Here is a 19,753-nt window from a genome sequence, read left to right as displayed (position 1 = left end):
TGAGAGAAGAGCTTTAAAGTATGAATAATAATTTAATAATTGGACAATTTACAGATGCATATCTTCCTATAACTGACGGAGTTGTTTTAACAGTAAAAAACTATGCCCATTGGATTGAGAAAAAATATGGTAAATGCATTGTAATTTGCCCATCTTTTCCCAAATTTGTAGATGAGGATGATTTTGATATTATAAGATTTTTTTCTATTCCTATGCCATTACGACCTCCATATAGAATGGGAATTCATTATTTAGATCTTAAAGCTATAAAGAGAGTTGAAAAAATTCCTTTTCATATAGTTCATGCCCATTCAACCTTTTCAGCAGGACTTTTTGCTTTGGAGACTGCAAGAAAAAAGAAAATTCCAATTGTTGCTACATTTCATACAAAATATTATGATGATTTTAAATCCGCAACAAAATCAGACTTTTTAGCACGTATAGGGGTAAATATTATTGTAAAATTTTATGAAAAGGTTGATTAGGTCTGGACTGTTAATTCTTCTACTGCAAAAACTCTTAAGGAATATTGATTTAAAAAAGAAATAGAAATTATTCCCAATGGAACCGACATTATTCCTCCAGAAAATTTGGAAGGGTATAGGGAGAAGATAAGTAAAATTTATAATCTTTCTCAAGATGATAATGTTTTCCTATATGTTGGGTAATTAATATTGCATAAGAATACAAAGATGCTTATAGAATCTCTTTATTATTTAAAAAAGAAAGGATTATTTTTTAAAGCTTTTATTGTAGGAACAGGAAAAGATGAAAAATATCTTAAAGATTTAGTAAGAAAATTGAAACTAGAAAATGAAGTAATTTTTGTAGGAAAGATTATTGATAGAGAACTTTTAAAAGGATATTATGCGAGGGCTGATCTTTTCCTTTTTCCATCTTTATATGATGCATCCCCTTTAGTTCTTCAGGAAACTTTTGCTCTTTCTTGTCCCTCCCTGTTAATTAAAGGTTCAAATGCATCCGAGGGAATAATTGATGGATATAACGGTTTTCTATCTGAGAACAATGCTTTTTACTATGCGAATATGATTGAAAATTTAATAAAAAATAAATCTCTTCTTAGGGAAGTAGGTAAGAATGCTCAAAAAACTTTATATAGACCTTGGGAAAAGGTTGTAGACAAAGTTGTAGAAAGATATAAAGAATTAATTTTTATATATCAAAAAATTTTTAAAAATAATCACAAGAGAATGTAGGATAAGTTGTAAAAATTTTGTTTAGCCTAAGTATAATTTTTTTATTAACTTCTATTAATCCTAAGTCAAAAGCTTGAGTTATAGATATAAAACCTGAAATTATCTGAAATAATGTATTTATACTTAAAGATATATCCCAATAACTGGTATTTTCTTTTTCTAAAAATCCTTTTCCATCTTCTACAATTAATTTAAATACCCCATTATTCCATTCCGCATAATTATCTTTTATCTCTACAAATATATTTTCTTTTATGTCTTCTACAAATGACATTCCCTCAATAGCTTTCTTAAGTTCAATTATTCTTAACATGAAAGTAGGTTCAATATTGCAATATATATAAGGATTTGGAAGAATTAGATGAAGAGAATCATTTATTTCTGCTATCCATTCTGCTTCCTCTATATTTATTGATTGTCTGGAAAAGATCCTAAGAAGTCCTTTATATGCTGAGGTGTTCAATGCAATTATCTCTCTTACATTTATTTTATTAATACTCCCTTTAACTACTTGATATAGAACATAGCCTTCAAGATCAATATCTTCATATACATATAGATAAGTAAGGTCTTTTGTCCAAAATATATTATTTTCCCATCTTTCATCACTTCTTTTTATCATACCAGAAAAATTTTTAGCATATTTCTCATATACAGGTTTAATGTAATTCCAGTCAGTTAAAGGAATTTTCTTAACTTTTTCAGTTTCTTTAAATTTTGGAATTAATCTTAATTTAACCCTATATCTCTTTTGGAAACCACAAAGTTCCCATCCAAATAATCTGTAAAACTCGTAGGAGAAGGGATATAAAGAAGAGAAAATGAGACCTCTATCTTTTGATATCTTAATGGCTTCTTTTAAAAGAATATGGATATAATTTTTTCCTCTATGTTCTGGAAGCGTAGCAACTCCTCCTATACCTGATAGAGTAAATAATTTACCTCTAATATAGACTTCAAAAGGATTTATAACTAAAGCGGATACAAGTTTATTTTTTTCAAAAATTCCTATACAATTTCTAATACTTTTTTCATTAACCCATGTTACTTGTTTATAAGGAAGAAGAAATGATTGACTCAATAGTTCTATAAGTTCATCCATATGGGATGGATTTAATATATTAATTTCCACTAATTTCCCCCCTAAGGGATTTATGAATTAGAGAAAGTAAAGTATTTCCTTTAAAAGGATAATCATCTGTTATCTCCCATATCATAATTCCACCCAGATTGTTTCTTATAACATATTCACATTTTTCCTCTATTGAGATCTCATCATCATAGGTATAGAAGATTCTTTCTTTGGGGTTCCAAAGCCAAGGTGCCCTTGCATGCTCATCTCTAAATTTATGAAAATCTTGATTATTTTCTAAAACTCCTTTTATGAAGAAGAAGGGATTACTTCCTGAAGGATGGTCCTCAGTATCGTACATACCTGCAGGTATACCAATAACTTTTGCAAATAAGCTATTTTCACCATCATCTTGGCATATCTATCCCTTCCCGTAAAATGGAACACCAAGAACTATTTTTTCAGAAGGTAATCCAAATTTTAAATATTCTTTTATTGCAAAATCACAATTTGATCTTTCTCTACTTATAGGATCAGGATCCTTAGGATTAGAAAATAGAGGAGAGTGATGATTTGTATATTTATCCCATCTACCATGAAAATCATAGGTCATAAGATTTAAAAAATCTATATATATGTGATATTTATCAGGTTCTGTATTATGAATTTCTCTGTATCCTGCAGGTCCTGCAATTGTTAACAAATAGGACTTTTTATCTCTACCTTCAGCATCATCTAAAACTTCTCTTATGTCTTTTAAAAGTAAAGTAAAATTTTCCTTATCTTCTGGTCTTACCTTATTAGTAGGTAATCCCCCACTTACTGGATATATCTATACCATCAAGATTAAATTCTCTTATAATCTCTAATGCGCTATTAGCAAAGATAAGTCTATTTTTATGGCTAAATGCTATATCAGAAAATTCTCCAGAATCTGTCCAACCTCCTATAGAGATTAAGATTTTTACATCTTTATATTCATTTTTCAAATATTTTATCTTTTCCGTATTCTTTTGAAAAAGATTTTCCTCTAATGGGGCTACCTTTCCATCTACAATTTTTCATAAAGGCATAATTTATATGAGTGAGTAGATTCCATGATATATCTTCTACAGAGTAATTTAGATATTCATCTTTTACCTTCCATTCTGGAAAATATCCTACAATCTTCTATTATAAAATATTGGAGGTAATAAAATGACTCAGAATAAGGGACTTAGGATTGGAGACTTAGCTCCTGATTTTTCCTTAAGGGATCAAGATGGAAAGGAATTTAAACTTTCTGATTTTAAAGGTAAAAAGATACTTCTTTCTTTTCATTCTCTGGCATGGACTTCTGTATGTGCAAAACAAATGCAATCTCTTGAAGAGAATTATGCAAGATTTCTTGAACTTAATGTAATACCAGTAGGTATAAGCGTGGATCCTGTACCATCTAAAAAGGCTTGGGCTGACAGTTTGGGAATAAAAAAGTTGAGAATATTATCGGATTTTTGGCCGCACGGGGAAGTAGCCAAAAAATATAACATATTCATAGAAGAATATGGATTTTCGGAAAGAGCGAATGTAGTTGTAGATGAGGATGGAGAGATTATCTTTTTTAAAATATATCCTCTTAAAGAGCTTCCTGATATAGAAGAAATATTTCTTTTTTTAAAAGATTAATTTTGATTTAGCCTCATTAAAAGGTAATTAAATCTACCCCCACTATCTATATTTTCAATTTTAATTTTTAACTATTGACATTTATATTTTTTAGGTTTATATATGTATGTAGCATATATATGGAGGTGAATATATTTGAAAGGATTTAGACAAGGAATGGGAAAAAGAGATGTGGGTTTTGCCCCAGGATTTTGGCTCAGAGTCTTTGTCCTTTCTGCTCTATCTAAGAAGGATCTTCATGGGTATGAGCTTTTAAACATGCTTGATGAATATTTTCCAGAGTTTTGTTTTTGTAGAGGACCTTCTGGGATGGGTACAGGTTATAGAATTCTTAGAATCTTAGAGATGGAAGGCCTTATAAGATCTCGTTGGGAAACTGGAGAAGGTCCTGCAAAAAGAGTTTACTCAATTACACCTGAAGGGTTGATGGTAAAAAAAGAGTTAATAAATTACATAAAGGAAATGAGAGATAGAATTGATAAATTTTTGGAATTTGTTGAAGGAAAGGAGGTGTAAAATATGTGGAGATGGTGGAGAGGCCATGGATGGGGTTTCGGAGGTTATGGAGCTCCTTGGTGCCCATGGTCTTTTTGGGGTCGTAGATGGTGGTGGAGAGGTGCTGGATATTATCCTTACCCTGGGCTTACCAAGGAGGAAGAAAAGGAACTTTTGGAAGCTTGGAAAAAAGATCTTGAGGCTGATCTTGAGGATATAAAGAGACGCTTGGAAGAACTTAAGTAAAAAGGGGCGGGGTTTATCCCGCCCTAAAATTTTATTAATGGAGGGTAATTTTATGAATGAAGAACATGTACATCATAATCATCATAGTGGTTTAGGTCCTGAGGGTTTTTGCATATGCTCTAAATGTGGTTATAAAAAGGTACATACTCCAGGAATTCCCTGTAGAAATGAGCGTTGTCCTAATTGTGGATCAGCTCTTATAAGGGAAGGATCTTATCATCACAGATTGATAGAGGAAAGGAGAAAGAAGAATGAATAAAATTAAGCATAAAATCGTAGTAATGAGTGGAAAAGGAGGAGTTGGAAAAAGTACATTCTCTGCAAATCTTTCTGTGGCTCTTGCTATGAAAGGATATAAAGGAAAGATAGGAGGTGGATATCATGAAGATTGCAGTTGCTTCTGATGATGGAAAAATAATTTCTGCCCATTTTGGAAGGACAAAGGGTTTTTTAATTTTTGATATAGAAAATGGAGAGATAAAAAGTAGAGAATATATTCCAAATACCTTTACTGGACATGCCAGGGGATTATATGAAAAGGGACTTCATCATCAATATGATACTCATGCGGTTATTATTGAAAACTTAAAAGATTGCAAAGCTGTAATTTCTCATGGGATGGGAAGAAGACTTTATGATGATTTGACTTCTGCTGGAATAGAAGTTTATGTGACTGATGAAACGGATGTGGATAAAGCTATAGAGCTCTATTTAAAGGGTGAACTTACTAATGTCTCAGAACTTCTTGACTAAAATAACAGTTTTGTGTGACGATAGACTCTCCTTTCCTCTATTAGCAGAGCATGGCTTTTCTGTGCTCATTGAAAAAGAGGGAAGATTTCTCCTTTTTGATACAGGAAGTACTGATGTGTTTATAAAAAATGCTAAGATTTTGGGAAAAGACTTGTCAAAAGTTGAAAATATAATCATAAGCCATAGTCATTATGATCATGCAGGAGGACTGAAATATCTTTTGCCCTTTAATAAAAAATATAAAGTCATTCTTAAAGAGGAAGCTTTTCTGCCTAAATATAGTAATGAACGTTTTACAGGGATAGAATGGGAAAGTTTAAGAGGATTTTTAGATTTTGTGGTTATTAAAGATGAAGTGCTTAAGATTTCTGACTCTATTTATGTTTTTGGTCCTGCACCTTTTAAAAATGATTTTGAAGAACCAGATCCTTATTTTTATGTAACGAGAGGAGATAAGAAAGAAAGAGATTTTTTTGAAGAAGAATTGAACTTAGTTATAAATGAGGGTGATGGTATAATATTAGTTACGGGATGTGCTCATAGAGGAATTGTTAATATAGTAGAATATGCAATAAAGAAATTTAATAAGAGAATAAAGATTCTTATGGGAGGTTTTCACCTTTATAAATCTACCTTTCCTAAAATAGAAAAAGTAATAAATAGCCTTCAAAAATTTGACATTGAGAATATAATCCCATATCATTGTACGGGAGAGGAGGCTATAAAAATCTTGAACAAGAGGTGATTCAATGGATAAAAAGCGTGTTCTTTTTATATGTACCCATAACTCCGCAAGATCACAGATGGCAGAAGGTATTATGAATGCTTTGTATGGAGATAGGTTTCAAGCTTTTTCTGCAGGAACTAATCCCTCTAAGGTAAATCCTCTGGCTATAGAAGTACTAAAGGAGATAGGAGTAGATATTTCTCATCATAAAAGCAAAAGTATAGATGAATTTAAAGGAGAAAACTTTGATTATGTAGTTACAGTTTGTGATAATGCAAAGGAAAATTGTCCCTATTTTCCTGGTGGAAAAAAATATGTTCACAGAGGTTTTATGGATCCAGCAAGTGTAGAAGGTACATATGAAGAGAAGCTTTCAGCCTTTAGAAAAGTTAGAGATGAAATATTAGAATGGATAAAGGAATTTTTTATAGAGAATAAAGAAGAGAAAGAGCAATTTTTCTTACCTTAAATTATGAAAGAAGAAATTTTAGAAAAACTAAAAGATTATTTTAATAAAAAAGAAAATGTGATAATGGCTTTTCTTTTTGGATCTTTATCCAAGGGAAAGGTTCATAGACATTCTGATATAGATATTGCTATTTATCTAAAGGAATATGACATAAAAGAAGTAGAAAAAATATGGGATGAACTTGAGGATTTATTAAAAAAAAGATATAGACCTTATTGTATTAAATAATGCGAAACCTCTTGTTGCTTTTGAGGCTATCAGAGGAGAAAAAATAATAATAAGAAATTACGATTTTTATACTGATTATATGTTAGAGGTATCCTCTGAAGCTATAGACTTAAAGGACTTTATTTTAGATCTATACAAAATGAGAAGAGAGAATGAAAGATATAAATAAGATTAAAATAATTAAGAGAATAGATTTTATTAATACGGAAATGCAAGATTTAAAAAGATATGAGAATATAACTTATGAGGATTACAAAAGTGATAGAAATACTCAAAGGATAATAGAAAGAATCATAGAAAATATTGCTAATGCCTTAATAGATATAATTAAAATAACTCTTTCTGAATTTGATATTCCTATTCCAGATACATATAGAGAGATAATTCTTTCTCTAAAAGAAAAAATTTTTTAAAAATATAAATTATGATTAAATTTCTGAAATTGCGAGAATGAGAAATATATTGGCTCATCAATATCTTGAAATTAGATGGGAGTTAATTGAAAAATATATGAAAGATGAGATAGGAGAAATAAAGAAATTAATCAAAGATTTTGAGGTTATGTTAGAAAGTAGTTAACAAATACAAATAATACGATAGTAGAAAGGGTATTGAGGGCTAAAATGCTGGCTATGAATTCTACATCTTCTTTGTCTTCTCTTACCCTCCTGATAAACTCTAACTTCCTCCATTTTATATCTTTCATTCATATCTACACTTACAAAATAAAAACTCCTAAAATGAGATTTTATTAATAAGATTTAAATTAGATCTAATAACTTTTTAAATTTATTATTATAAAATCTATTATGGGATATATCCCTAAATTATTTAATAAAGAAGGAGACTAAAATGAAAAGATATTTAATCATTTTATCTCTTTTATTGTTTTTAGTCTTTTCTTTTGTTCCTGCTCAAGAAGCAAGAGTTCGCAATGTTATATTTTTTATAGGAGATGGCATGGGACTTGAATGTGTTGATATTGCAAGAATAGTTCTTGTAGGGAAGGAAGGATATTTAGATTTTGAAAAAGCACCCTATGTAGGAATTGCAAAAACATATGCAGCAAACACATTAGTTACAGATTCTGCAGCAGCAGGAACTGCTTTAGCAACAGGATTTAAGACAAACAATGCATGGTTAAGTATAACTCCAGATGGAAAGGTTGTAAAAACCCTTTTAGAAGCAGCAAAAGAACTTGGAAAATCTACAGGGTTAATAACTAATGTAACTATAACCCATGCAACTCCTGCTGCTTTTTCTGCTCATACCACCTCAAGAGATGAGCTTCCAGTAGCAGATCAATATGCAGAATTCAAAACTGCAGATATATAAATGGGTGGTGGACTTTCTTACTTCCTTCCTAAATCTGATCCAAAAAGTAAAAGAAAAGATGATAGAAATTTAATAGAGGAATTTAAAAAAGCAGGATATGAATTTGTATCTACCCCTGAAGAACTTGAAAGAGCAGTTGTAAAAAATGGGAAACTTTTAGGTCTCTTTGATTATGAATATCTACCATATTATATGGATAGAGAATTCTTAAAAGCAAAAGTTCCATCTCTTGCTGACATGACAAGAAAAGCTTTAGAAATATTAAATAGAAATGAAAATGGATTCTTTATAATGATTGAAGGTGAAAAAATAGATTGGGCAAATCATGGACATGATCCTGCAAATGCGATTTGGGAAGTCTATGAATTTAATGAAGCAATAAAAGTAGCCTTAGAATTCTTAGAAGAAAATCCAGATACTTTAATAGTCATCACTGCAGATCATGAGACAGGAGGGATTGAACTTTCCACTGGAAAATATGAAATTTCTCCTGATGTTCTAAAGAAGCAGAAAGTCTCTACAAATGTACTTGCAGAACTCGTGAAAGGGAAGAGTGATGAAGAGATAAAGAAGATTTTTGAGGAGTATGTAGGAATTTCTGATCTTAAACCTGATGAGATAGAAAAGATTAAGAAAGCAAATGCAACTCTAATTGGAGATGTAATTTCTGCAAGAGCTCAAATTGGATGGACTACAACATCTCATTCCGGTGGAAGTGTCCCTGTATATGCCTTTGGAGAGGGAGCAGAGGTCTTTACAGGAGTTTATGATAATACCGATATAGCAAAGAAGATTGCAGATCTTGCAGGATACATCCTTTTAAAATAAAATATGATATATAAGGTTGATGCAACCTTTGGTGTATTAGTAAAGATAGGGGAGAGAGTGAAAAAAGGAGATAAATTAGGACTATCTTCAGAGTTGAAGGAGATAATTTCTGAAGAAGAGGGAATTGTAAAAAATATAATCTTTGATGGACAGGAACATGTATTTATAATTGAAATTGATTAAAAGGAGGAGCATTTGGCTCCTCCTTCAGATAATTTCTTGAATAATTGTGAAAAGAACTTATTATGAATAAAAAGGATTCAGATATTCCTTTTTTATCTCAGGAAAAGATAAATTACTCAAAGCTTAAGATCCTTTTTCCTTATATTAAGGAGTATATAAGAACTTTTATTATTGCAAGTTTGTTTCTTTTAATTACATCTTTAATTGCGACTCCCATTCCTTATATTTCTAAAATTATTTTTGACAATGTATTCTTAGGAAATAAAGATATTAGATTTTTTGGTTATCTTGTAGTAATTTCTGCGATATTACACATAGGAAGGACCATTTTTTCAGGGATATCAAGTTATTATTTTGCAAAGGTAAGCCAGGAAGTATTATCAAGTCTAAAGAGTGATTTATTTAGAAAGATTTTAAAGCTACCTTTTAGATTTTATGATGAGGCTCAGACAGGATATATATTAGCAAGAATAGGAGAAGTGGAAGGTCTTGGTCTTTTCTTTTCATCTACAGTGATAAATCAGATGATAAGATTTTTTGAGTTTGTATTTGCCCTTTTAATGCTAATGTATCTTAATTTAAAATTGACTTTTTATGCTATTTCCATACTTCCAGCTTATTATGTAGTTATAAGGGCATTTTCCTTAGGATTAGTATCAGCGACAAAGGATGTTCTTGAGGGATCAGCAAATATTATGGGAAAGATACAAGAGAAAGTTTCAGGAGTAGAGGTTGTGAGGCTATTTGGGACTGAGGAAAGGGAAGCTGAAGAGGTAAAAAAGGAATTTAAAGGTCTTGCCAGGAAGAATTTATTACAAAGTATATTTTTTACCATTTTTGGAGAGTTAAATTTTGTTATTATCGCTTTAGGTGGTCTTTTAATTTTATGGGTAGGAGGGATGGATATAATAAAGGGTTCTTTTACGATTGGAAGCTATTTAGCTTTTGTAGGATACCTGCAAAAGCTTTATGGTCCAATTCAAAGTATGGCTACATTTAGTTTATCTTTGTATCCAGCTTTTGTTTCTCTTCAAAGAGTATCAGAGATATTAGAAGCAGAGAAAGAGAAGGAAGGGAATATAGAGCTTAAAAATTTAATAGGAGACATACAATTTAAGAATATTTCTTTTTCTTACGATGGAGAGAAGAAAGTTTTAGAAGGGATAGATTTACACATAAAACCAGGGGAGAAGGTAGTGATTTTAGGGCCTAATGGATCTGGAAAAAGTACCTTAATAAAGTTACTTTTAGGGATGTATGACCCTTTAGAGGGAGAAATTGTAATAGACGGAATAGATATAAAGGACATAAAACTGTCATCTCTTAGAGAAAAAATTGGTATTGTTTCTCAAAATGTATTTTTATTTAACGATACTGTGAGAAACAATGTAGCCTATGTGATACCACAAGTGAAGGATGAAGAAATCATTAATCTTTTAAAGACAGCAGAGCTTTATGATATTTTTATGGAAGGATTTAAAGATGGACTTAACACGATAATAGGAGAGAGAGGAGCAAAGATATCAGGTGGACAAAAGAAAATAATAGCCTTTTTAAGGGCTGTACTAAAGAAGCCAAATGTTTTAATACTTGATGAAGCCACATCGGAAGTTGATATGACAGTTGAGAGAAAGATTTATGAATATATAGAGAAGTTTATGAGAGATAAGACATGCATAATCATATCCCATAGAGAGATTCCTTGGGAAATAATTGATAAAGTGGTTTATCTTGAGAAGGGGAGAATAATTAAAGTGGAGTTAATCAACAAAAATTGCTAATTTTGTTCATCCTAATAATTATTTTTTGAAATTTTTTCTTTCCTTTTTATCAAAAGAAAAGAAAGAGAGATAGGAAGGAATTTTCGGTAGTTTATAAGTTTCGATGAAGTTATTCAAACCATTTGATATTAGTGGAATATCAAATTCCCATTTTCTATTGTATCTAACATAATTTCTTACAAAGATATCAATAATTTCTCTATCTTTCTCAGGGAGGGATAAGTAGAAATTAATAAATTTACTTCTATTTTTTGGAGAAAGGTTATTAATAAAATTTTCAGCAAGATATCTTCTTGCTAAAAAGAATGGATGAATGTCCTTTCCCATAAAAGAGATAAACTTTTTAATTTCCCATTTATTTTTAAATTCTGAGAAGAAGTTTTTCCAACTTTTTGAAAAAAGTTCAAAGAGTATTAAAACATTTTTGGTAAGATATGGAAAAATTTTCTTTCTATTAAAAAGTGCCATAAAGGATGAGATGAACAAAATAATTTTAGTTTCATCTGGAAATTCATAGAAATGAAATTGGAAAGTCATATTAATAGAGGTTAATATACAAAAAATATATGGAAAGAGTAATTAAAATTTTTAAAAATATTTTTGGTTCTATGAGCTTAAAGAAGCATCCAATATTATTTCTTATTCAATTTATTGTTTTAATTATTGTTGCATATACTTTAATTCCCATTTTTGTAAAGATTATAGCTTATTTTACAAATTTTCTTAGTTCATTTGTAAAGATATATTAAAAGGCTTATAATAATTGGTTTTTCTAAGTTTATTCTCCCCTATCCATAAAATAAGATAATTTTTATTGGGTAGGGGAGAGTAATACAGTAAAAACCCAAAAAGTAATTAGTTCATGTTTTTTTTAATTTTTTTGGAGATACATTGGGAGTTATAATTAATTTCAGAACTTATAATATAAGGAGGAGATCTAATATGAATTATAAAGAGATTCCTATGGGTATTCAAAAAGGAATTGCTCTTATTGCCCATGATAATAAGAAAAATGAGCTTTTAGAATGGGTAAGATTTAATTAAGGTACATTATCCAGACACATACTATATGCAACGGGAACAACAGGTGAAATTTTAGAAAAGGAATTGGGGTTAAAAATAATTAGATTTTTTAGTGGACCATTAGGGGGAGATCAACAAATAGGAGCAAAGATTGCAGAAGGGGAAATAGATTTCCTCATATTTTTCTGGGACCCTTTAGAACCTTTACCTCATGATCCAGATGTTAAAGCTCTTTTAAGAATAGCTGTAGTATGGAATATTCCTATAGCATCTAACAGATCCACAGCTGATTTTTTGATTTCATCTCCTCTTAGGGATAGAGAATATAAAAGATTAGTAATTGATTATTCAGATTATCTTAGACGTAAAATATAATTAATAAGGAGATATGTTAATTTTAGAAAGGAAATCCTAAAAAGCTAAATTAAAAGAGTCTTTCTTTTATTATTTCAATAGGATGATTTGCCCAAGAAATTTTTTAGATGTTTATAATCACTAAATTCTATTTAAATCAATTTAAGAGTCTCTTTAGAGATTTCTGGAATTATTTCTAAGAAACTTTTGTAATTTTTATAGACTTTCTTTGGGTCAATCTTTATATATTCATGGACAAGAATATTTCTAAAGCTTCCCATACCTTTAATTTTTGAATAAACTTCTTGAGATATTATACCTTTCCCAAAAATTTCCTTTAATATATCCTTCATAGGTATTAGGGTATATTTTATATTGTGAAGCTAAAATATGATTACCAATGTCTAATATTATGTTTATCCCTGCTAAAAGTCCTCTTTCAAGGGTCCATCTAATTGATAGATTATTTATGAACTCTTCTTCTTCAATATCTTTGTATTTAAGAAGTTCTCCATAAATATTATTTAGCTCTATTAAGTTTTCTTTTATCAGGTTTTTATCAAATGTCATATGCTTTTTTAATAAATTCTAACTGTTTTCTTCTAAAAGCTTCGAGATCTTGGCATTTTTTGAGAATATTCATTTCGTATTCGTTTTCTATTTTTGTATTTTCTTTAAAAATGATTTCTCCATTCTTTATAATGTGTAGAGCAATAAATGGAGAGACTTGGGATAAGTCTATAAGATCTATTCTTTGGGTGTTAAGGAATTCCTTTATATCTTCAAGTAATCTAAAATAATCTCCCTCAAGAATTACTGCTATATCTATATCTTCAGGATTTTCTTCTTTCAAAATAGATCCAAAAAGATATGCAATCTTTACTTTATTCTTAATAAATACTTCTTTTAGATTATTTATTTTTTCTTTTATATCCTTTGACAAAGTGGGAAAATTTTTATACTTCTCCTTAACACCCATTTTTCTCTCTACTTAATTTTATTTTATTTTAACATATTTTATTTACTTACTAAAAACATACTTACATAGAGCCCTTCTCCTTGTGGTATAGTAGCATTTAATAAAAGTCCTGTGTTAGGTTCATATTCGTATTGAGCAATTGGATATTCTCTCATGTTGACCTGAGTTAATATTCCTCCATATTGCCCTCTTCCTACTATATCCCAAGATAATCCAATTTGGGATATGCTAATAATTGAATTTTGTCTAAGAAGTTGAGGGTTTATATAATATGGTCCTAAGTAGTAATTTCCTATTGCTTGCTTTCTTACTTGTCCTTGAACATCAATCAAAAATAAAGTACCTGAAGAAGATAATGCTGCAAATCTACCCATTCCAAGGGGAGTACTCATACCGTGATAACCTTGGAACAAACTTACAGATGAATAAAATTGATAAGTAGGGGAGAATTTAACAGCTGGGGGAGGACTGGTAATTTGTGGAATGTTAGTATTATATACTCCTACTAACTGGAGCTCTACAGCTGTAGATGAGCTTAATCTTTGCTTTTCTAATATAGATATTTTTTGTACTATTCCTTTGTTATCAAGAATAAATAAAATTCTTTCCATAGATTGATAATCAGAAGCCTCTATAAGGAAATAGTATAGATTATTTCCATAAGGTCCAAATTCGTATTTTAGACCAGGAGGAAGACCAGCTACTTTTACTTTTTTAACATAATCTTCCGCTTCTTGTGGATCAATAAAAATTTTACCATTAAGAAGTTCTGTTGATAAATTTAAAGATGGGTATCCAGAAGATATGCTTTGAGTAATTAGAAGGCTTATGCTGTAGACATTTAACTTATCAATATTAGTGACAACATAGATATAGTATCCTTGAGCTGCTCCTCCAGAAAAATCATCTCCTATTCTGGTACCTGAACCCATATTTGTTTGATACACAAAGGTAACTCCAGGCTTTACTCATGAAGGTATTTTTGTAAAATTAGGTTGAGGATTTTCAAACTGTCCCCATGATAAAGAGAATATTACAAGATAGAATAATAGAAGAATAAATAATAATTTAAGTCTCATATTTATCCTCCTTTTCTATCTTTCTAATTTTTAACTTAAATAATTATAAAACAATTAAATATGAATTCAAATGACTTATATCACATTTTGTAATATTAGTTATTTTCTATCTTTAGATGATCAGAAAAATAAAGATGCTGTTACAAGAGGATATAGTAGTATTTTCTTACGAACTATCCTTTTATTACCCCTGAAAGAGTTCCTCTTTTCATAAAATTGAGAGTGTAAGAGTAGAAAATTATCATAGGAATAGTAGATAGCATATATATAGCAGAGATTTTTCTCCATTCTACTTTAAACTAAGAAAGGTAGCCTGCCATAAGCACAGGAAGAGTAGTAGTATGAGTTCGAGTTAGAATTAATGAGTATAAATATTCAGTATAGCTTGACATAAAGGCTAATATTGAAACAGCAATAAGTCCTGGCAATACATTAGGAAGAACAACTTTTAGGAAGATCTGAAAAGGAGAAGCTCCATCAACAAGGGCTGATTCTTATATTTCTAAAGGAACCATATCAAAAAAACCTTTTAAATACCAGATACTTGTAGGGATTATCCCCACAGAATGACTAATTCCTACTCCCAAATAGGTATCCACTAATTTTGATTTTGCCATTAAATAAAATATAGGGAAGGCAAGCGCAAACCAAGGAAATAATCTAAATAATAAGAATAAATAATATAAAAATTTAGAAAGTTTATTTTGTGATCTGGAAAAAGCATAAGCAGAAGGAATAGATGTAAAAATAGAGAGAAAAGTTGCAAAAAATGCAATGATAAGAGAATTTAAAGTAGCATTCCAGATCTCTTTGTCCTTTAAGGCATCTATATGGTTGTTTAAAGTTATTTCTTTGGGAAATCCAAACTTAGTAGGAAGTTCAAAAACCAGAAAGAGAGATATTTAAGGAGTAAAATATAGGAAATAATGCCCATCCTAAGAGAAAAAGAACAATAAGAAAAATAAAAAATGTTCTAAAAGGACTCATCCTTTTTGTCTCCTTAATATGAGGAGAGTAATTACAAATGTTACTATAACATTAATAACTCCCCATGCGGATCCCATACCATAATCATATTGTAAGAAAGAAACTTTAAAAGTAGCAACTGGAAGAGTAGTAGAAGAAGTTCCAGGTCCTCCTTGAGTCATTATCCAAATTAAAGAAAAACTTCTGATAACATCAATAAGTCTTAAAAGTGCTACTAATAATATTATAGGATAGACCATATGAAAAATAATATGCCTTACTTTTTGCCAATAGGTAGCTCCGTCTACCTCTGATGCTTCCAATGGTTCTGTATCTAAACTTTCCAATCCTGCTAATATCATCAAATAAGACATAGGGGTTCCATACCATGCATTTGCGATAGATACTGCAGGAAGAACAGTTTTAGGATTAGCAAGCCAAATTTCTCTTGGTAAACGTAGAAATTCCATTATATGATTAATTAAACCAAAAGGTTCACTATACATTAAAGCCCAGAGAATTGCAGTCGAAGAGGGGATAAAAATCATGGGTAAACTGAAAGGACTTCTGAAAACTTTATATCCTAAAAAACTTTTATAGGTAAGGAGGGCCGCCAGTTTTGCTAAAAATAGAGGGATAAAAGTAGATATTATAACCCATATAAAAGTATTATAAGCAGTTTGAATAAAAATATTACTTTTAAAATTTTTATATAGATTGCAAGCCCAATAAATTTATTGGTATGTCTTATAATGGAATAGTCAAGAAAACTAAAATATAAAGTTAAAAGTATAGGATATACAAAAAATATAACCATAACTAAGAGAGCAGGAAGAATAAAAAGATTATATTGCCAACGAAAGATTTTCACTGGCTACCCTCCTTATTTTAGCATCTTTACTTCATAATCTCATTAAATCTTTCAATTAACCTGTCTACCATTTGTTTGGGAGCATAGGTTCCAACAACCATATTTTGGGCTTCATCTATAAAGGCGGTAATTAATTGAGGACCTTGTTTTACAAATCCTAATCTTGGAGGTGCACTATAAGGGAGACTTTCGACTAATCTCAGAAATAAGATTTGACAAATAATTTTAAAGGAGTATAATTAAAGGATAAAATTTTTTAGGAGGTACGTGAAATTGGTTAAGACACTGTATGTAGGAAACCTATCATGGCAGACCACAGAGGATGATCTGCGAGGACTTTTTGCAAAAGAAGGGGATATACAAAGTATTAGGTTGATAACTGACCGTAATACTGGAAGATCCAAAGGATTTGCTTTTGTAGAAACATCAGAAGATGTGGCTCAAAAGTTAATTGAATCTTACAATGGTCTTGAGTTTGATGGAAGAAAGATCATTGTAAGTGAAGCAAAGCCAAGAGAAGATCGTAGAACTTCCAATAGGTCTCACAATCGTAGATTTTAAATTATTAGCTGATAATTTAAAAAAGAACAAAACCCCTGCTATTTATGGCAGGGGTTTTTGTTTTATAGTATAATTAACATTATGAATACTAAGAAAATCTTTTATAATGATCCAAATATTGTAAATTGGGAAAGCAAAGTTATTGATATTAAAAAGGAAAACAACTTTTTTATTCTTTCCCTCTCTGAAACCATTTTTTATCCAGAAGGTGGAGGACAACCTTATGATAAGGGAGAAATTAGATCAGATAATTGGATTCTTTTAGTTTCCCACGTATGGGAAGAAGATGGTAAAATTTGGCACAAAGGCATTTTAAATGGTTGTAGAGAACCTTTAATTGATGAAAAGGTTGAGTTATATGTAGATATTGATCTTCGTAGAGAATACATGGAGCAACATACAGCTCAACATCTTCTTTCTGCTTTAATAGAAAAGAATTATTCATTGGAGACTACTGGTTTTCAAATTTTAGAAGACCACACAAAAATAGAGATACCATATAGAGGCTTTGATCCTAAGGGTTTTGTGAATGAGATAGAGAGTACAGTGAATAGGTACATAAAAGAAGATATTTCTGTGAAGGTATATTGGAAGGATGAAGATATTCGCATAGTAGAAATAGTAGGCCTTGATGTGAATCCTTGTGGAGGACTCCATGTGAATAGATTAGGAGAAATAGGATTGTTTAAAATAGTAGATTTTTACAAAAAGAATAATGATTTATGGAGGGTGGAATTTGTGGCTGGTTCAAGGATCTTGAAAAGATTAAGTATGAGGGAAGAAGAATATAAGTACATTAAAGAAAAATTAGGAAATCCTGATATTTATGATGGTATTAGTAAGTTGTTTACAAAATTGGAAACCTTAGAAAAAGATAATAAAAGATTGAGGGAAAGGATAAACAAGTATGTAGCAAAAGAACTTATAGGTTTAGCTGTAAATAAAGAGAATATAAGAATAGTCTTAAATATTTTAGAAGAAGATATAAATACAATCAAGTTTGTTGTTCAGGAGATAATGAAAGAAAATGGTATTTTGGGTATAATTTTAAATTCACAAGGACAAGCGATAATCTTTAGAAGCTATGATGTGTCAACAGGGCTTTTTAATAAAATTTTGGAAAAGTTAACAGAAATAGGATGGAAAGGAAGTAAAGGAGAATACTTTTTGCAAGGAAAGGTTGAAGATCCAGAAAAAGCAATTAATTATATTAAATCTTTATTGTAATCTTTACTATAAATAAATACTTTATCTCTTTCTTCTTTGGCCATATATAGTGCGTCATCTGCAAGTATCAATAATTCTTTGGGATTTTCTGTGTGTACAGGGAAATTTGCTATACCTATACTTAATGTTCCTATTCTTTTTTCTATATCTATTGGGATTATGTGTTTTTCAGTATTCCATTTTACTCTCATTTTTTCTCCTACGTTATAGGCTGATGCTAAATCAGTTTCAGGTAATATACAGGCAAATTCTTCTCCTCCTAATCTTCCTATGCTATCAATAGAACGAGTATTTCTTAGGAGAAAAAGGGCAACTTCTTTTAAAAATGAATCTCCCACTATATGACCATATAGGTCATTTATGTTTTTAAAATGGTCTATATCAATAAAAAGTATACTTAAAGGATGTTTAAATCTTTGAGCTCTTTTTATTTCATTTTCAAGGATTTCGTCAAATTTTCTTTTATTGAAGACACCTGTTAAAGGATCAATTGTTGATAATTTTTCAGTGTATTCATATAAAAGGGTATTTTCTAAAGCTATTGTAAGATGGTATAAGATGGAAATGAAGGTATCTTGTAAATCTTCAAAAGTTATCATAGAGATACTTATAAAACCATAAAGTCTTTCACTTGTTCTTAATGGAATTAATACATAGTCTTCAGGTATATTTTTACAAAAGAATTTAAGGTCATGATATGTAAATAATTTGTTGTCTTTTAGGAATATTAGCATATCAAATATTTCTTTTGCCTCATCCTTATTCAAGATTTGCAAATTTTGATATAGATCTTCTCTTGTTAAGGAGTTTTCAAGATATATATCATAAATTTTTACTGGAAACTCAGGATTATAAAATTTAAGTATGACGTTAATCACATCTATAGATTTTTTAGAGAGATTAAATTCAGAGATAAATTTAAGTAGTAAATTTAGATATTTCTCTTGATTTTTAATTGTTTCCTCTTGAGTAATTATGATATTCCTTAAAGAGCTTTCAAAATCAAAGATTTTTCTTGAGAGATCACCTATTTCATCATTTTTATTAAAAAATTTGTCCCTATTTAGGTTTAAGAGATTATCTTGAGAAAGGCTTTGGGCTAATTCTTCTAATGGTTTTACATATGTATGTTTCATGGAGTAATAAAATAACAAGAGGAAAAAAATTTGTAGTGCTATAAGGGGAATTGAGAAGGAAATAGTAGATTTTAAAAATCTTTCTTCAAAGGGATGAGTATTAAAGCTGAGAATTAGCTTTAAATTTTTGCTCTTACTTGAATATATATAGTAATACTTATGGTTTTTCAAATCAAGAATCGAACCTTTATCTTTAATTAATATCTCTTCAGGTAATCTTTCAAAGTCAGTGTTTAGTCTAAGTTTAATACTATTAGGGTTTTCTTGAATTAAAATTCCCTCAATTTTGCCAAGGTAAAAACTTTTTTCAAAAACTCTTCCATTAAGAATATCTTTTGGATCCTTTTCAATTCTATCCATATATGTAGTTACATAGTTTTCTATCTCTTTATTAAAAATCAATAAATATTCGTGTTTTATAATGCTTATAAATATTATCTCTATAAGAATAAAAAATATGAGAGATATTCCCGCGTAGAATAAAAAGATTTTATTTTTTAATTTCATTCCCTCTTTAAAATATCCCCTTCCCTTTAATTGTCACGCTTTAATTTCAAA

The 19,753-nt window shown here is 29.9% G+C and carries 28 protein-coding genes and 5 pseudogenes; 21 read left to right on the top strand and 12 right to left on the bottom strand.

From position 1 onward, the window contains the following. The first annotated feature begins 20 nt into the window (after window positions 1-20). Window positions 21-485: a glycosyltransferase gene (locus tag ACY3JM_RS09340; protein WP_463111339.1), complete on the top strand. Its 465-nt coding sequence runs from the start codon at window positions 21-23 to the stop codon at window positions 483-485. A 189-nt stretch (window positions 486-674) separates the two neighbouring features. After that, window positions 675-1,217: a glycosyltransferase gene (locus tag ACY3JM_RS09335; protein WP_463111338.1), complete on the top strand. Its 543-nt coding sequence runs from the start codon at window positions 675-677 to the stop codon at window positions 1,215-1,217. On the opposite strand, the gene ACY3JM_RS09330 is transcribed toward ACY3JM_RS09335, so the two are convergent. The 3 genes and pseudogenes from ACY3JM_RS09330 to ACY3JM_RS09320 all read right to left on the bottom strand — a co-directional run bounded on the left by ACY3JM_RS09330 (window position 1,192) and on the right by ACY3JM_RS09320 (window position 3,278). Continuing rightward, on the bottom strand, window positions 1,192-2,349 hold the full coding sequence (locus ACY3JM_RS09330; protein WP_463111337.1) for a GNAT family N-acetyltransferase: 1,158 nt from the start codon (window positions 2,347-2,349) through the stop codon (window positions 1,192-1,194). The genes ACY3JM_RS09335 and ACY3JM_RS09330 overlap by 26 nt on opposite strands. Beyond that, window positions 2,339-3,040, bottom strand: a pseudogene (locus tag ACY3JM_RS09325) (glycoside hydrolase family 18 protein). The gene ACY3JM_RS09330 and the pseudogene ACY3JM_RS09325 overlap by 11 nt, the downstream one beginning before the upstream one ends. Window positions 3,041-3,089: 49 nt before the next feature. Continuing rightward, window positions 3,090-3,278, bottom strand: coding sequence for a glycosyl hydrolase family 18 protein (locus tag ACY3JM_RS09320; RefSeq protein WP_463082680.1), 189 nt, complete (start codon window positions 3,276-3,278; stop codon window positions 3,090-3,092). Between the two features lie 208 nt (window positions 3,279-3,486). On the opposite strand from ACY3JM_RS09320, the gene ACY3JM_RS09315 reads away from it, so the two are divergent. The 14 genes and pseudogenes from ACY3JM_RS09315 (at window position 3,487) to ACY3JM_RS09250 (ending at window position 10,999) form a co-directional block, all read left to right on the top strand. Next, window positions 3,487-3,954 carry a peroxiredoxin gene (locus ACY3JM_RS09315; RefSeq protein WP_463111336.1) on the top strand — a complete coding sequence of 156 codons (468 nt, stop codon included), beginning with the start codon at window positions 3,487-3,489 and terminating at the stop codon, window positions 3,952-3,954. A gap of 135 nt (window positions 3,955-4,089) precedes the next feature. Next, window positions 4,090-4,470, top strand: a complete 381-nt coding sequence (locus tag ACY3JM_RS09310) for a PadR family transcriptional regulator (RefSeq protein WP_463082678.1) — start codon at window positions 4,090-4,092, stop codon at window positions 4,468-4,470. A gap of 3 nt (window positions 4,471-4,473) precedes the next feature. Further along, the gene (locus ACY3JM_RS09305) at window positions 4,474-4,695 is read left to right on the top strand and encodes a DUF5320 domain-containing protein (RefSeq protein WP_463111335.1); all 222 of its coding nucleotides are present in this window, start codon (window positions 4,474-4,476) and stop codon (window positions 4,693-4,695) included. 52 nt (window positions 4,696-4,747) lie between these two features. After that, a complete protein-coding gene (locus ACY3JM_RS09300) occupies window positions 4,748-4,954 on the top strand; it encodes a ferredoxin (protein WP_463111334.1) in 207 nt (68 codons plus the stop codon). Beyond that, window positions 4,947-5,054 (top strand): annotated as a pseudogene (locus ACY3JM_RS09295) (P-loop NTPase); the annotation flags it as partial. The gene ACY3JM_RS09300 and the pseudogene ACY3JM_RS09295, both read left to right, overlap by 8 nt. A 22-nt stretch (window positions 5,055-5,076) precedes the next feature. Next, on the top strand, window positions 5,077-5,448 hold the full coding sequence (locus ACY3JM_RS09290; RefSeq protein WP_463082675.1) for a NifB/NifX family molybdenum-iron cluster-binding protein: 372 nt from the start codon (window positions 5,077-5,079) through the stop codon (window positions 5,446-5,448). Further along, the gene (locus tag ACY3JM_RS09285; RefSeq protein ID WP_463111333.1) at window positions 5,426-6,193 is read left to right on the top strand and encodes an MBL fold metallo-hydrolase; all 768 of its coding nucleotides are present in this window, start codon (window positions 5,426-5,428) and stop codon (window positions 6,191-6,193) included. Before ACY3JM_RS09290 ends, ACY3JM_RS09285 begins: the two co-directional genes overlap by 23 nt. Window positions 6,194-6,197: 4 nt before the next feature. Beyond that, window positions 6,198-6,644, top strand: coding sequence for an arsenate reductase ArsC (locus ACY3JM_RS09280; RefSeq protein WP_463082673.1), 447 nt, complete (start codon window positions 6,198-6,200; stop codon window positions 6,642-6,644). Between the two features lie 3 nt (window positions 6,645-6,647). Next, window positions 6,648-6,872: a nucleotidyltransferase domain-containing protein gene (locus ACY3JM_RS09275; RefSeq protein WP_463111332.1), complete on the top strand. Its 225-nt coding sequence runs from the start codon at window positions 6,648-6,650 to the stop codon at window positions 6,870-6,872. A 152-nt stretch (window positions 6,873-7,024) separates the two neighbouring features. Further along, window positions 7,025-7,285: a HepT-like ribonuclease domain-containing protein gene (locus ACY3JM_RS09270; RefSeq protein WP_463111331.1), complete on the top strand. Its 261-nt coding sequence runs from the start codon at window positions 7,025-7,027 to the stop codon at window positions 7,283-7,285. Window positions 7,286-7,304: 19 nt separating this feature from the next. Continuing rightward, on the top strand, window positions 7,305-7,451 hold the full coding sequence (locus tag ACY3JM_RS09265) for a HepT-like ribonuclease domain-containing protein (RefSeq protein ID WP_463111810.1): 147 nt from the start codon (window positions 7,305-7,307) through the stop codon (window positions 7,449-7,451). A gap of 273 nt (window positions 7,452-7,724) precedes the next feature. After that, window positions 7,725-9,035: pseudogene (locus ACY3JM_RS09260) on the top strand (alkaline phosphatase). 3 nt (window positions 9,036-9,038) lie between these two features. Further along, window positions 9,039-9,218, top strand: a complete 180-nt coding sequence (locus ACY3JM_RS09255) for a hypothetical protein (protein WP_463082669.1) — start codon at window positions 9,039-9,041, stop codon at window positions 9,216-9,218. Between the two features lie 62 nt (window positions 9,219-9,280). Further along, on the top strand, window positions 9,281-10,999 hold the full coding sequence (locus tag ACY3JM_RS09250) for an ABC transporter ATP-binding protein (protein ID WP_463111330.1): 1,719 nt from the start codon (window positions 9,281-9,283) through the stop codon (window positions 10,997-10,999). 18 nt (window positions 11,000-11,017) lie between these two features. Here the strand turns inward: ACY3JM_RS09250 and ACY3JM_RS09245 are convergent, their stop codons facing one another. After that, window positions 11,018-11,536 carry a hypothetical protein gene (locus ACY3JM_RS09245; RefSeq protein WP_463111329.1) on the bottom strand — a complete coding sequence of 173 codons (519 nt, stop codon included), beginning with the start codon at window positions 11,534-11,536 and terminating at the stop codon, window positions 11,018-11,020. Between the two features lie 29 nt (window positions 11,537-11,565). Here ACY3JM_RS09245 and ACY3JM_RS09240 point away from each other — a divergent pair, with 29 nt between their 5' ends. Next, on the top strand, window positions 11,566-11,748 hold the full coding sequence (locus ACY3JM_RS09240) for a hypothetical protein (RefSeq protein WP_463111328.1): 183 nt from the start codon (window positions 11,566-11,568) through the stop codon (window positions 11,746-11,748). A gap of 193 nt (window positions 11,749-11,941) precedes the next feature. Further along, a pseudogene (locus ACY3JM_RS09235) lies at window positions 11,942-12,397 on the top strand (methylglyoxal synthase). A 131-nt stretch (window positions 12,398-12,528) separates the two neighbouring features. Here the strand turns inward: ACY3JM_RS09235 and ACY3JM_RS09230 are convergent. From ACY3JM_RS09230 to ACY3JM_RS09210, 5 genes and pseudogenes are all read right to left on the bottom strand, one after another. Further along, entirely contained in the window at window positions 12,529-12,729 is a 201-nt protein-coding gene (locus ACY3JM_RS09230) for a HepT-like ribonuclease domain-containing protein (RefSeq protein WP_463083303.1), read from the bottom strand. Then, on the bottom strand, window positions 12,662-12,946 hold the full coding sequence (locus tag ACY3JM_RS09225; RefSeq protein ID WP_463083660.1) for a hypothetical protein: 285 nt from the start codon (window positions 12,944-12,946) through the stop codon (window positions 12,662-12,664). Before ACY3JM_RS09225 ends, ACY3JM_RS09230 begins: the two co-directional genes overlap by 68 nt. Beyond that, window positions 12,936-13,355 (bottom strand): type VII toxin-antitoxin system MntA family adenylyltransferase antitoxin, encoded by a 420-nt coding sequence (gene mntA, locus ACY3JM_RS09220; RefSeq protein WP_463083304.1) that lies wholly within the window; start codon window positions 13,353-13,355, stop codon window positions 12,936-12,938. The genes ACY3JM_RS09225 and mntA overlap by 11 nt, the downstream gene beginning before the upstream one ends. Before the next feature lie 38 nt (window positions 13,356-13,393). Continuing rightward, complete coding sequence (locus tag ACY3JM_RS09215; protein ID WP_463111327.1) at window positions 13,394-14,302, bottom strand: hypothetical protein; 909 nt, start codon at window positions 14,300-14,302, stop codon at window positions 13,394-13,396. 431 nt (window positions 14,303-14,733) lie between these two features. Then, window positions 14,734-14,916: pseudogene (locus tag ACY3JM_RS09210) on the bottom strand (ABC transporter permease subunit); the annotation flags it as partial. Between the two features lie 292 nt (window positions 14,917-15,208). Between ACY3JM_RS09210 and ACY3JM_RS09205 the strand changes: the two are divergent. Further along, window positions 15,209-15,340, top strand: a complete 132-nt coding sequence (locus ACY3JM_RS09205; protein WP_463083306.1) for a hypothetical protein — start codon at window positions 15,209-15,211, stop codon at window positions 15,338-15,340. A gap of 77 nt (window positions 15,341-15,417) precedes the next feature. On the opposite strand, the gene ACY3JM_RS09200 is transcribed toward ACY3JM_RS09205, so the two are convergent. Continuing rightward, complete coding sequence (locus ACY3JM_RS09200; RefSeq protein WP_463111809.1) at window positions 15,418-16,017, bottom strand: carbohydrate ABC transporter permease; 600 nt, start codon at window positions 16,015-16,017, stop codon at window positions 15,418-15,420. 32 nt (window positions 16,018-16,049) lie between these two features. Next, a complete protein-coding gene (locus tag ACY3JM_RS09195; protein ID WP_463083307.1) occupies window positions 16,050-16,271 on the bottom strand; it encodes a hypothetical protein in 222 nt (73 codons plus the stop codon). A gap of 273 nt (window positions 16,272-16,544) precedes the next feature. Between ACY3JM_RS09195 and ACY3JM_RS09190 the strand changes: the two genes are divergently transcribed. Together ACY3JM_RS09190 and ACY3JM_RS09185 are read left to right on the top strand one after the other, a co-directional pair. Further along, window positions 16,545-16,832, top strand: coding sequence for an RNA recognition motif domain-containing protein (locus ACY3JM_RS09190; protein WP_463083308.1), 288 nt, complete (start codon window positions 16,545-16,547; stop codon window positions 16,830-16,832). A gap of 81 nt (window positions 16,833-16,913) precedes the next feature. Next, on the top strand, window positions 16,914-18,059 hold the full coding sequence (locus tag ACY3JM_RS09185; RefSeq protein ID WP_463111326.1) for an alanyl-tRNA editing protein: 1,146 nt from the start codon (window positions 16,914-16,916) through the stop codon (window positions 18,057-18,059). On the opposite strand, the gene ACY3JM_RS09180 is transcribed toward ACY3JM_RS09185, so the two are convergent. Then, window positions 18,038-19,702 (bottom strand): GGDEF domain-containing protein, encoded by a 1,665-nt coding sequence (locus tag ACY3JM_RS09180; protein WP_463083310.1) that lies wholly within the window; start codon window positions 19,700-19,702, stop codon window positions 18,038-18,040. The genes ACY3JM_RS09185 and ACY3JM_RS09180 overlap by 22 nt on opposite strands. Window positions 19,703-19,753 lie beyond the last annotated feature (51 nt).

This window comes from Dictyoglomus sp. SSW (assembly GCF_055181335.1).
This window is presented reverse-complemented; position numbering and strand designations above follow the sequence as displayed.

What these genes read in the sequence shown, in the direction of transcription:
- ACY3JM_RS09185 (WP_463111326.1), top strand. Translation starts at nt 16,914, where the DNA reads ATGAATACTAAGAAAATCTTTTATAATGATCCAAATATTGTAAATTGG.
- ACY3JM_RS09280 (WP_463082673.1), top strand. Translation starts at nt 6,198, where the DNA reads ATGGATAAAAAGCGTGTTCTTTTTATATGTACCCATAACTCCGCAAGA.
- ACY3JM_RS09240 (WP_463111328.1), top strand. Translation starts at nt 11,566, where the DNA reads ATGGAAAGAGTAATTAAAATTTTTAAAAATATTTTTGGTTCTATGAGC.
- ACY3JM_RS09340 (WP_463111339.1), top strand. Translation starts at nt 21, where the DNA reads ATGAATAATAATTTAATAATTGGACAATTTACAGATGCATATCTTCCT.
- ACY3JM_RS09245 (WP_463111329.1), bottom strand. Translation starts at nt 11,536, where the DNA reads ATGACTTTCCAATTTCATTTCTATGAATTTCCAGATGAAACTAAAATT.
- ACY3JM_RS09255 (WP_463082669.1), top strand. Translation starts at nt 9,039, where the DNA reads ATGATATATAAGGTTGATGCAACCTTTGGTGTATTAGTAAAGATAGGG.
- mntA (WP_463083304.1), bottom strand. Translation starts at nt 13,355, where the DNA reads ATGGGTGTTAAGGAGAAGTATAAAAATTTTCCCACTTTGTCAAAGGAT.
- ACY3JM_RS09230 (WP_463083303.1), bottom strand. Translation starts at nt 12,729, where the DNA reads ATGAAGGATATATTAAAGGAAATTTTTGGGAAAGGTATAATATCTCAA.
- ACY3JM_RS09305 (WP_463111335.1), top strand. Translation starts at nt 4,474, where the DNA reads ATGTGGAGATGGTGGAGAGGCCATGGATGGGGTTTCGGAGGTTATGGA.
- ACY3JM_RS09250 (WP_463111330.1), top strand. Translation starts at nt 9,281, where the DNA reads ATGAATAAAAAGGATTCAGATATTCCTTTTTTATCTCAGGAAAAGATA.
- ACY3JM_RS09315 (WP_463111336.1), top strand. Translation starts at nt 3,487, where the DNA reads ATGACTCAGAATAAGGGACTTAGGATTGGAGACTTAGCTCCTGATTTT.
- ACY3JM_RS09205 (WP_463083306.1), top strand. Translation starts at nt 15,209, where the DNA reads ATGATAAGAGAATTTAAAGTAGCATTCCAGATCTCTTTGTCCTTTAAG.
- ACY3JM_RS09300 (WP_463111334.1), top strand. Translation starts at nt 4,748, where the DNA reads ATGAATGAAGAACATGTACATCATAATCATCATAGTGGTTTAGGTCCT.
- ACY3JM_RS09225 (WP_463083660.1), bottom strand. Translation starts at nt 12,946, where the DNA reads ATGACATTTGATAAAAACCTGATAAAAGAAAACTTAATAGAGCTAAAT.
- ACY3JM_RS09285 (WP_463111333.1), top strand. Translation starts at nt 5,426, where the DNA reads ATGTCTCAGAACTTCTTGACTAAAATAACAGTTTTGTGTGACGATAGA.
- ACY3JM_RS09180 (WP_463083310.1), bottom strand. Translation starts at nt 19,702, where the DNA reads ATGAAATTAAAAAATAAAATCTTTTTATTCTACGCGGGAATATCTCTC.
- ACY3JM_RS09275 (WP_463111332.1), top strand. Translation starts at nt 6,648, where the DNA reads ATGAAAGAAGAAATTTTAGAAAAACTAAAAGATTATTTTAATAAAAAA.
- ACY3JM_RS09270 (WP_463111331.1), top strand. Translation starts at nt 7,025, where the DNA reads ATGAAAGATATAAATAAGATTAAAATAATTAAGAGAATAGATTTTATT.
- ACY3JM_RS09290 (WP_463082675.1), top strand. Translation starts at nt 5,077, where the DNA reads ATGAAGATTGCAGTTGCTTCTGATGATGGAAAAATAATTTCTGCCCAT.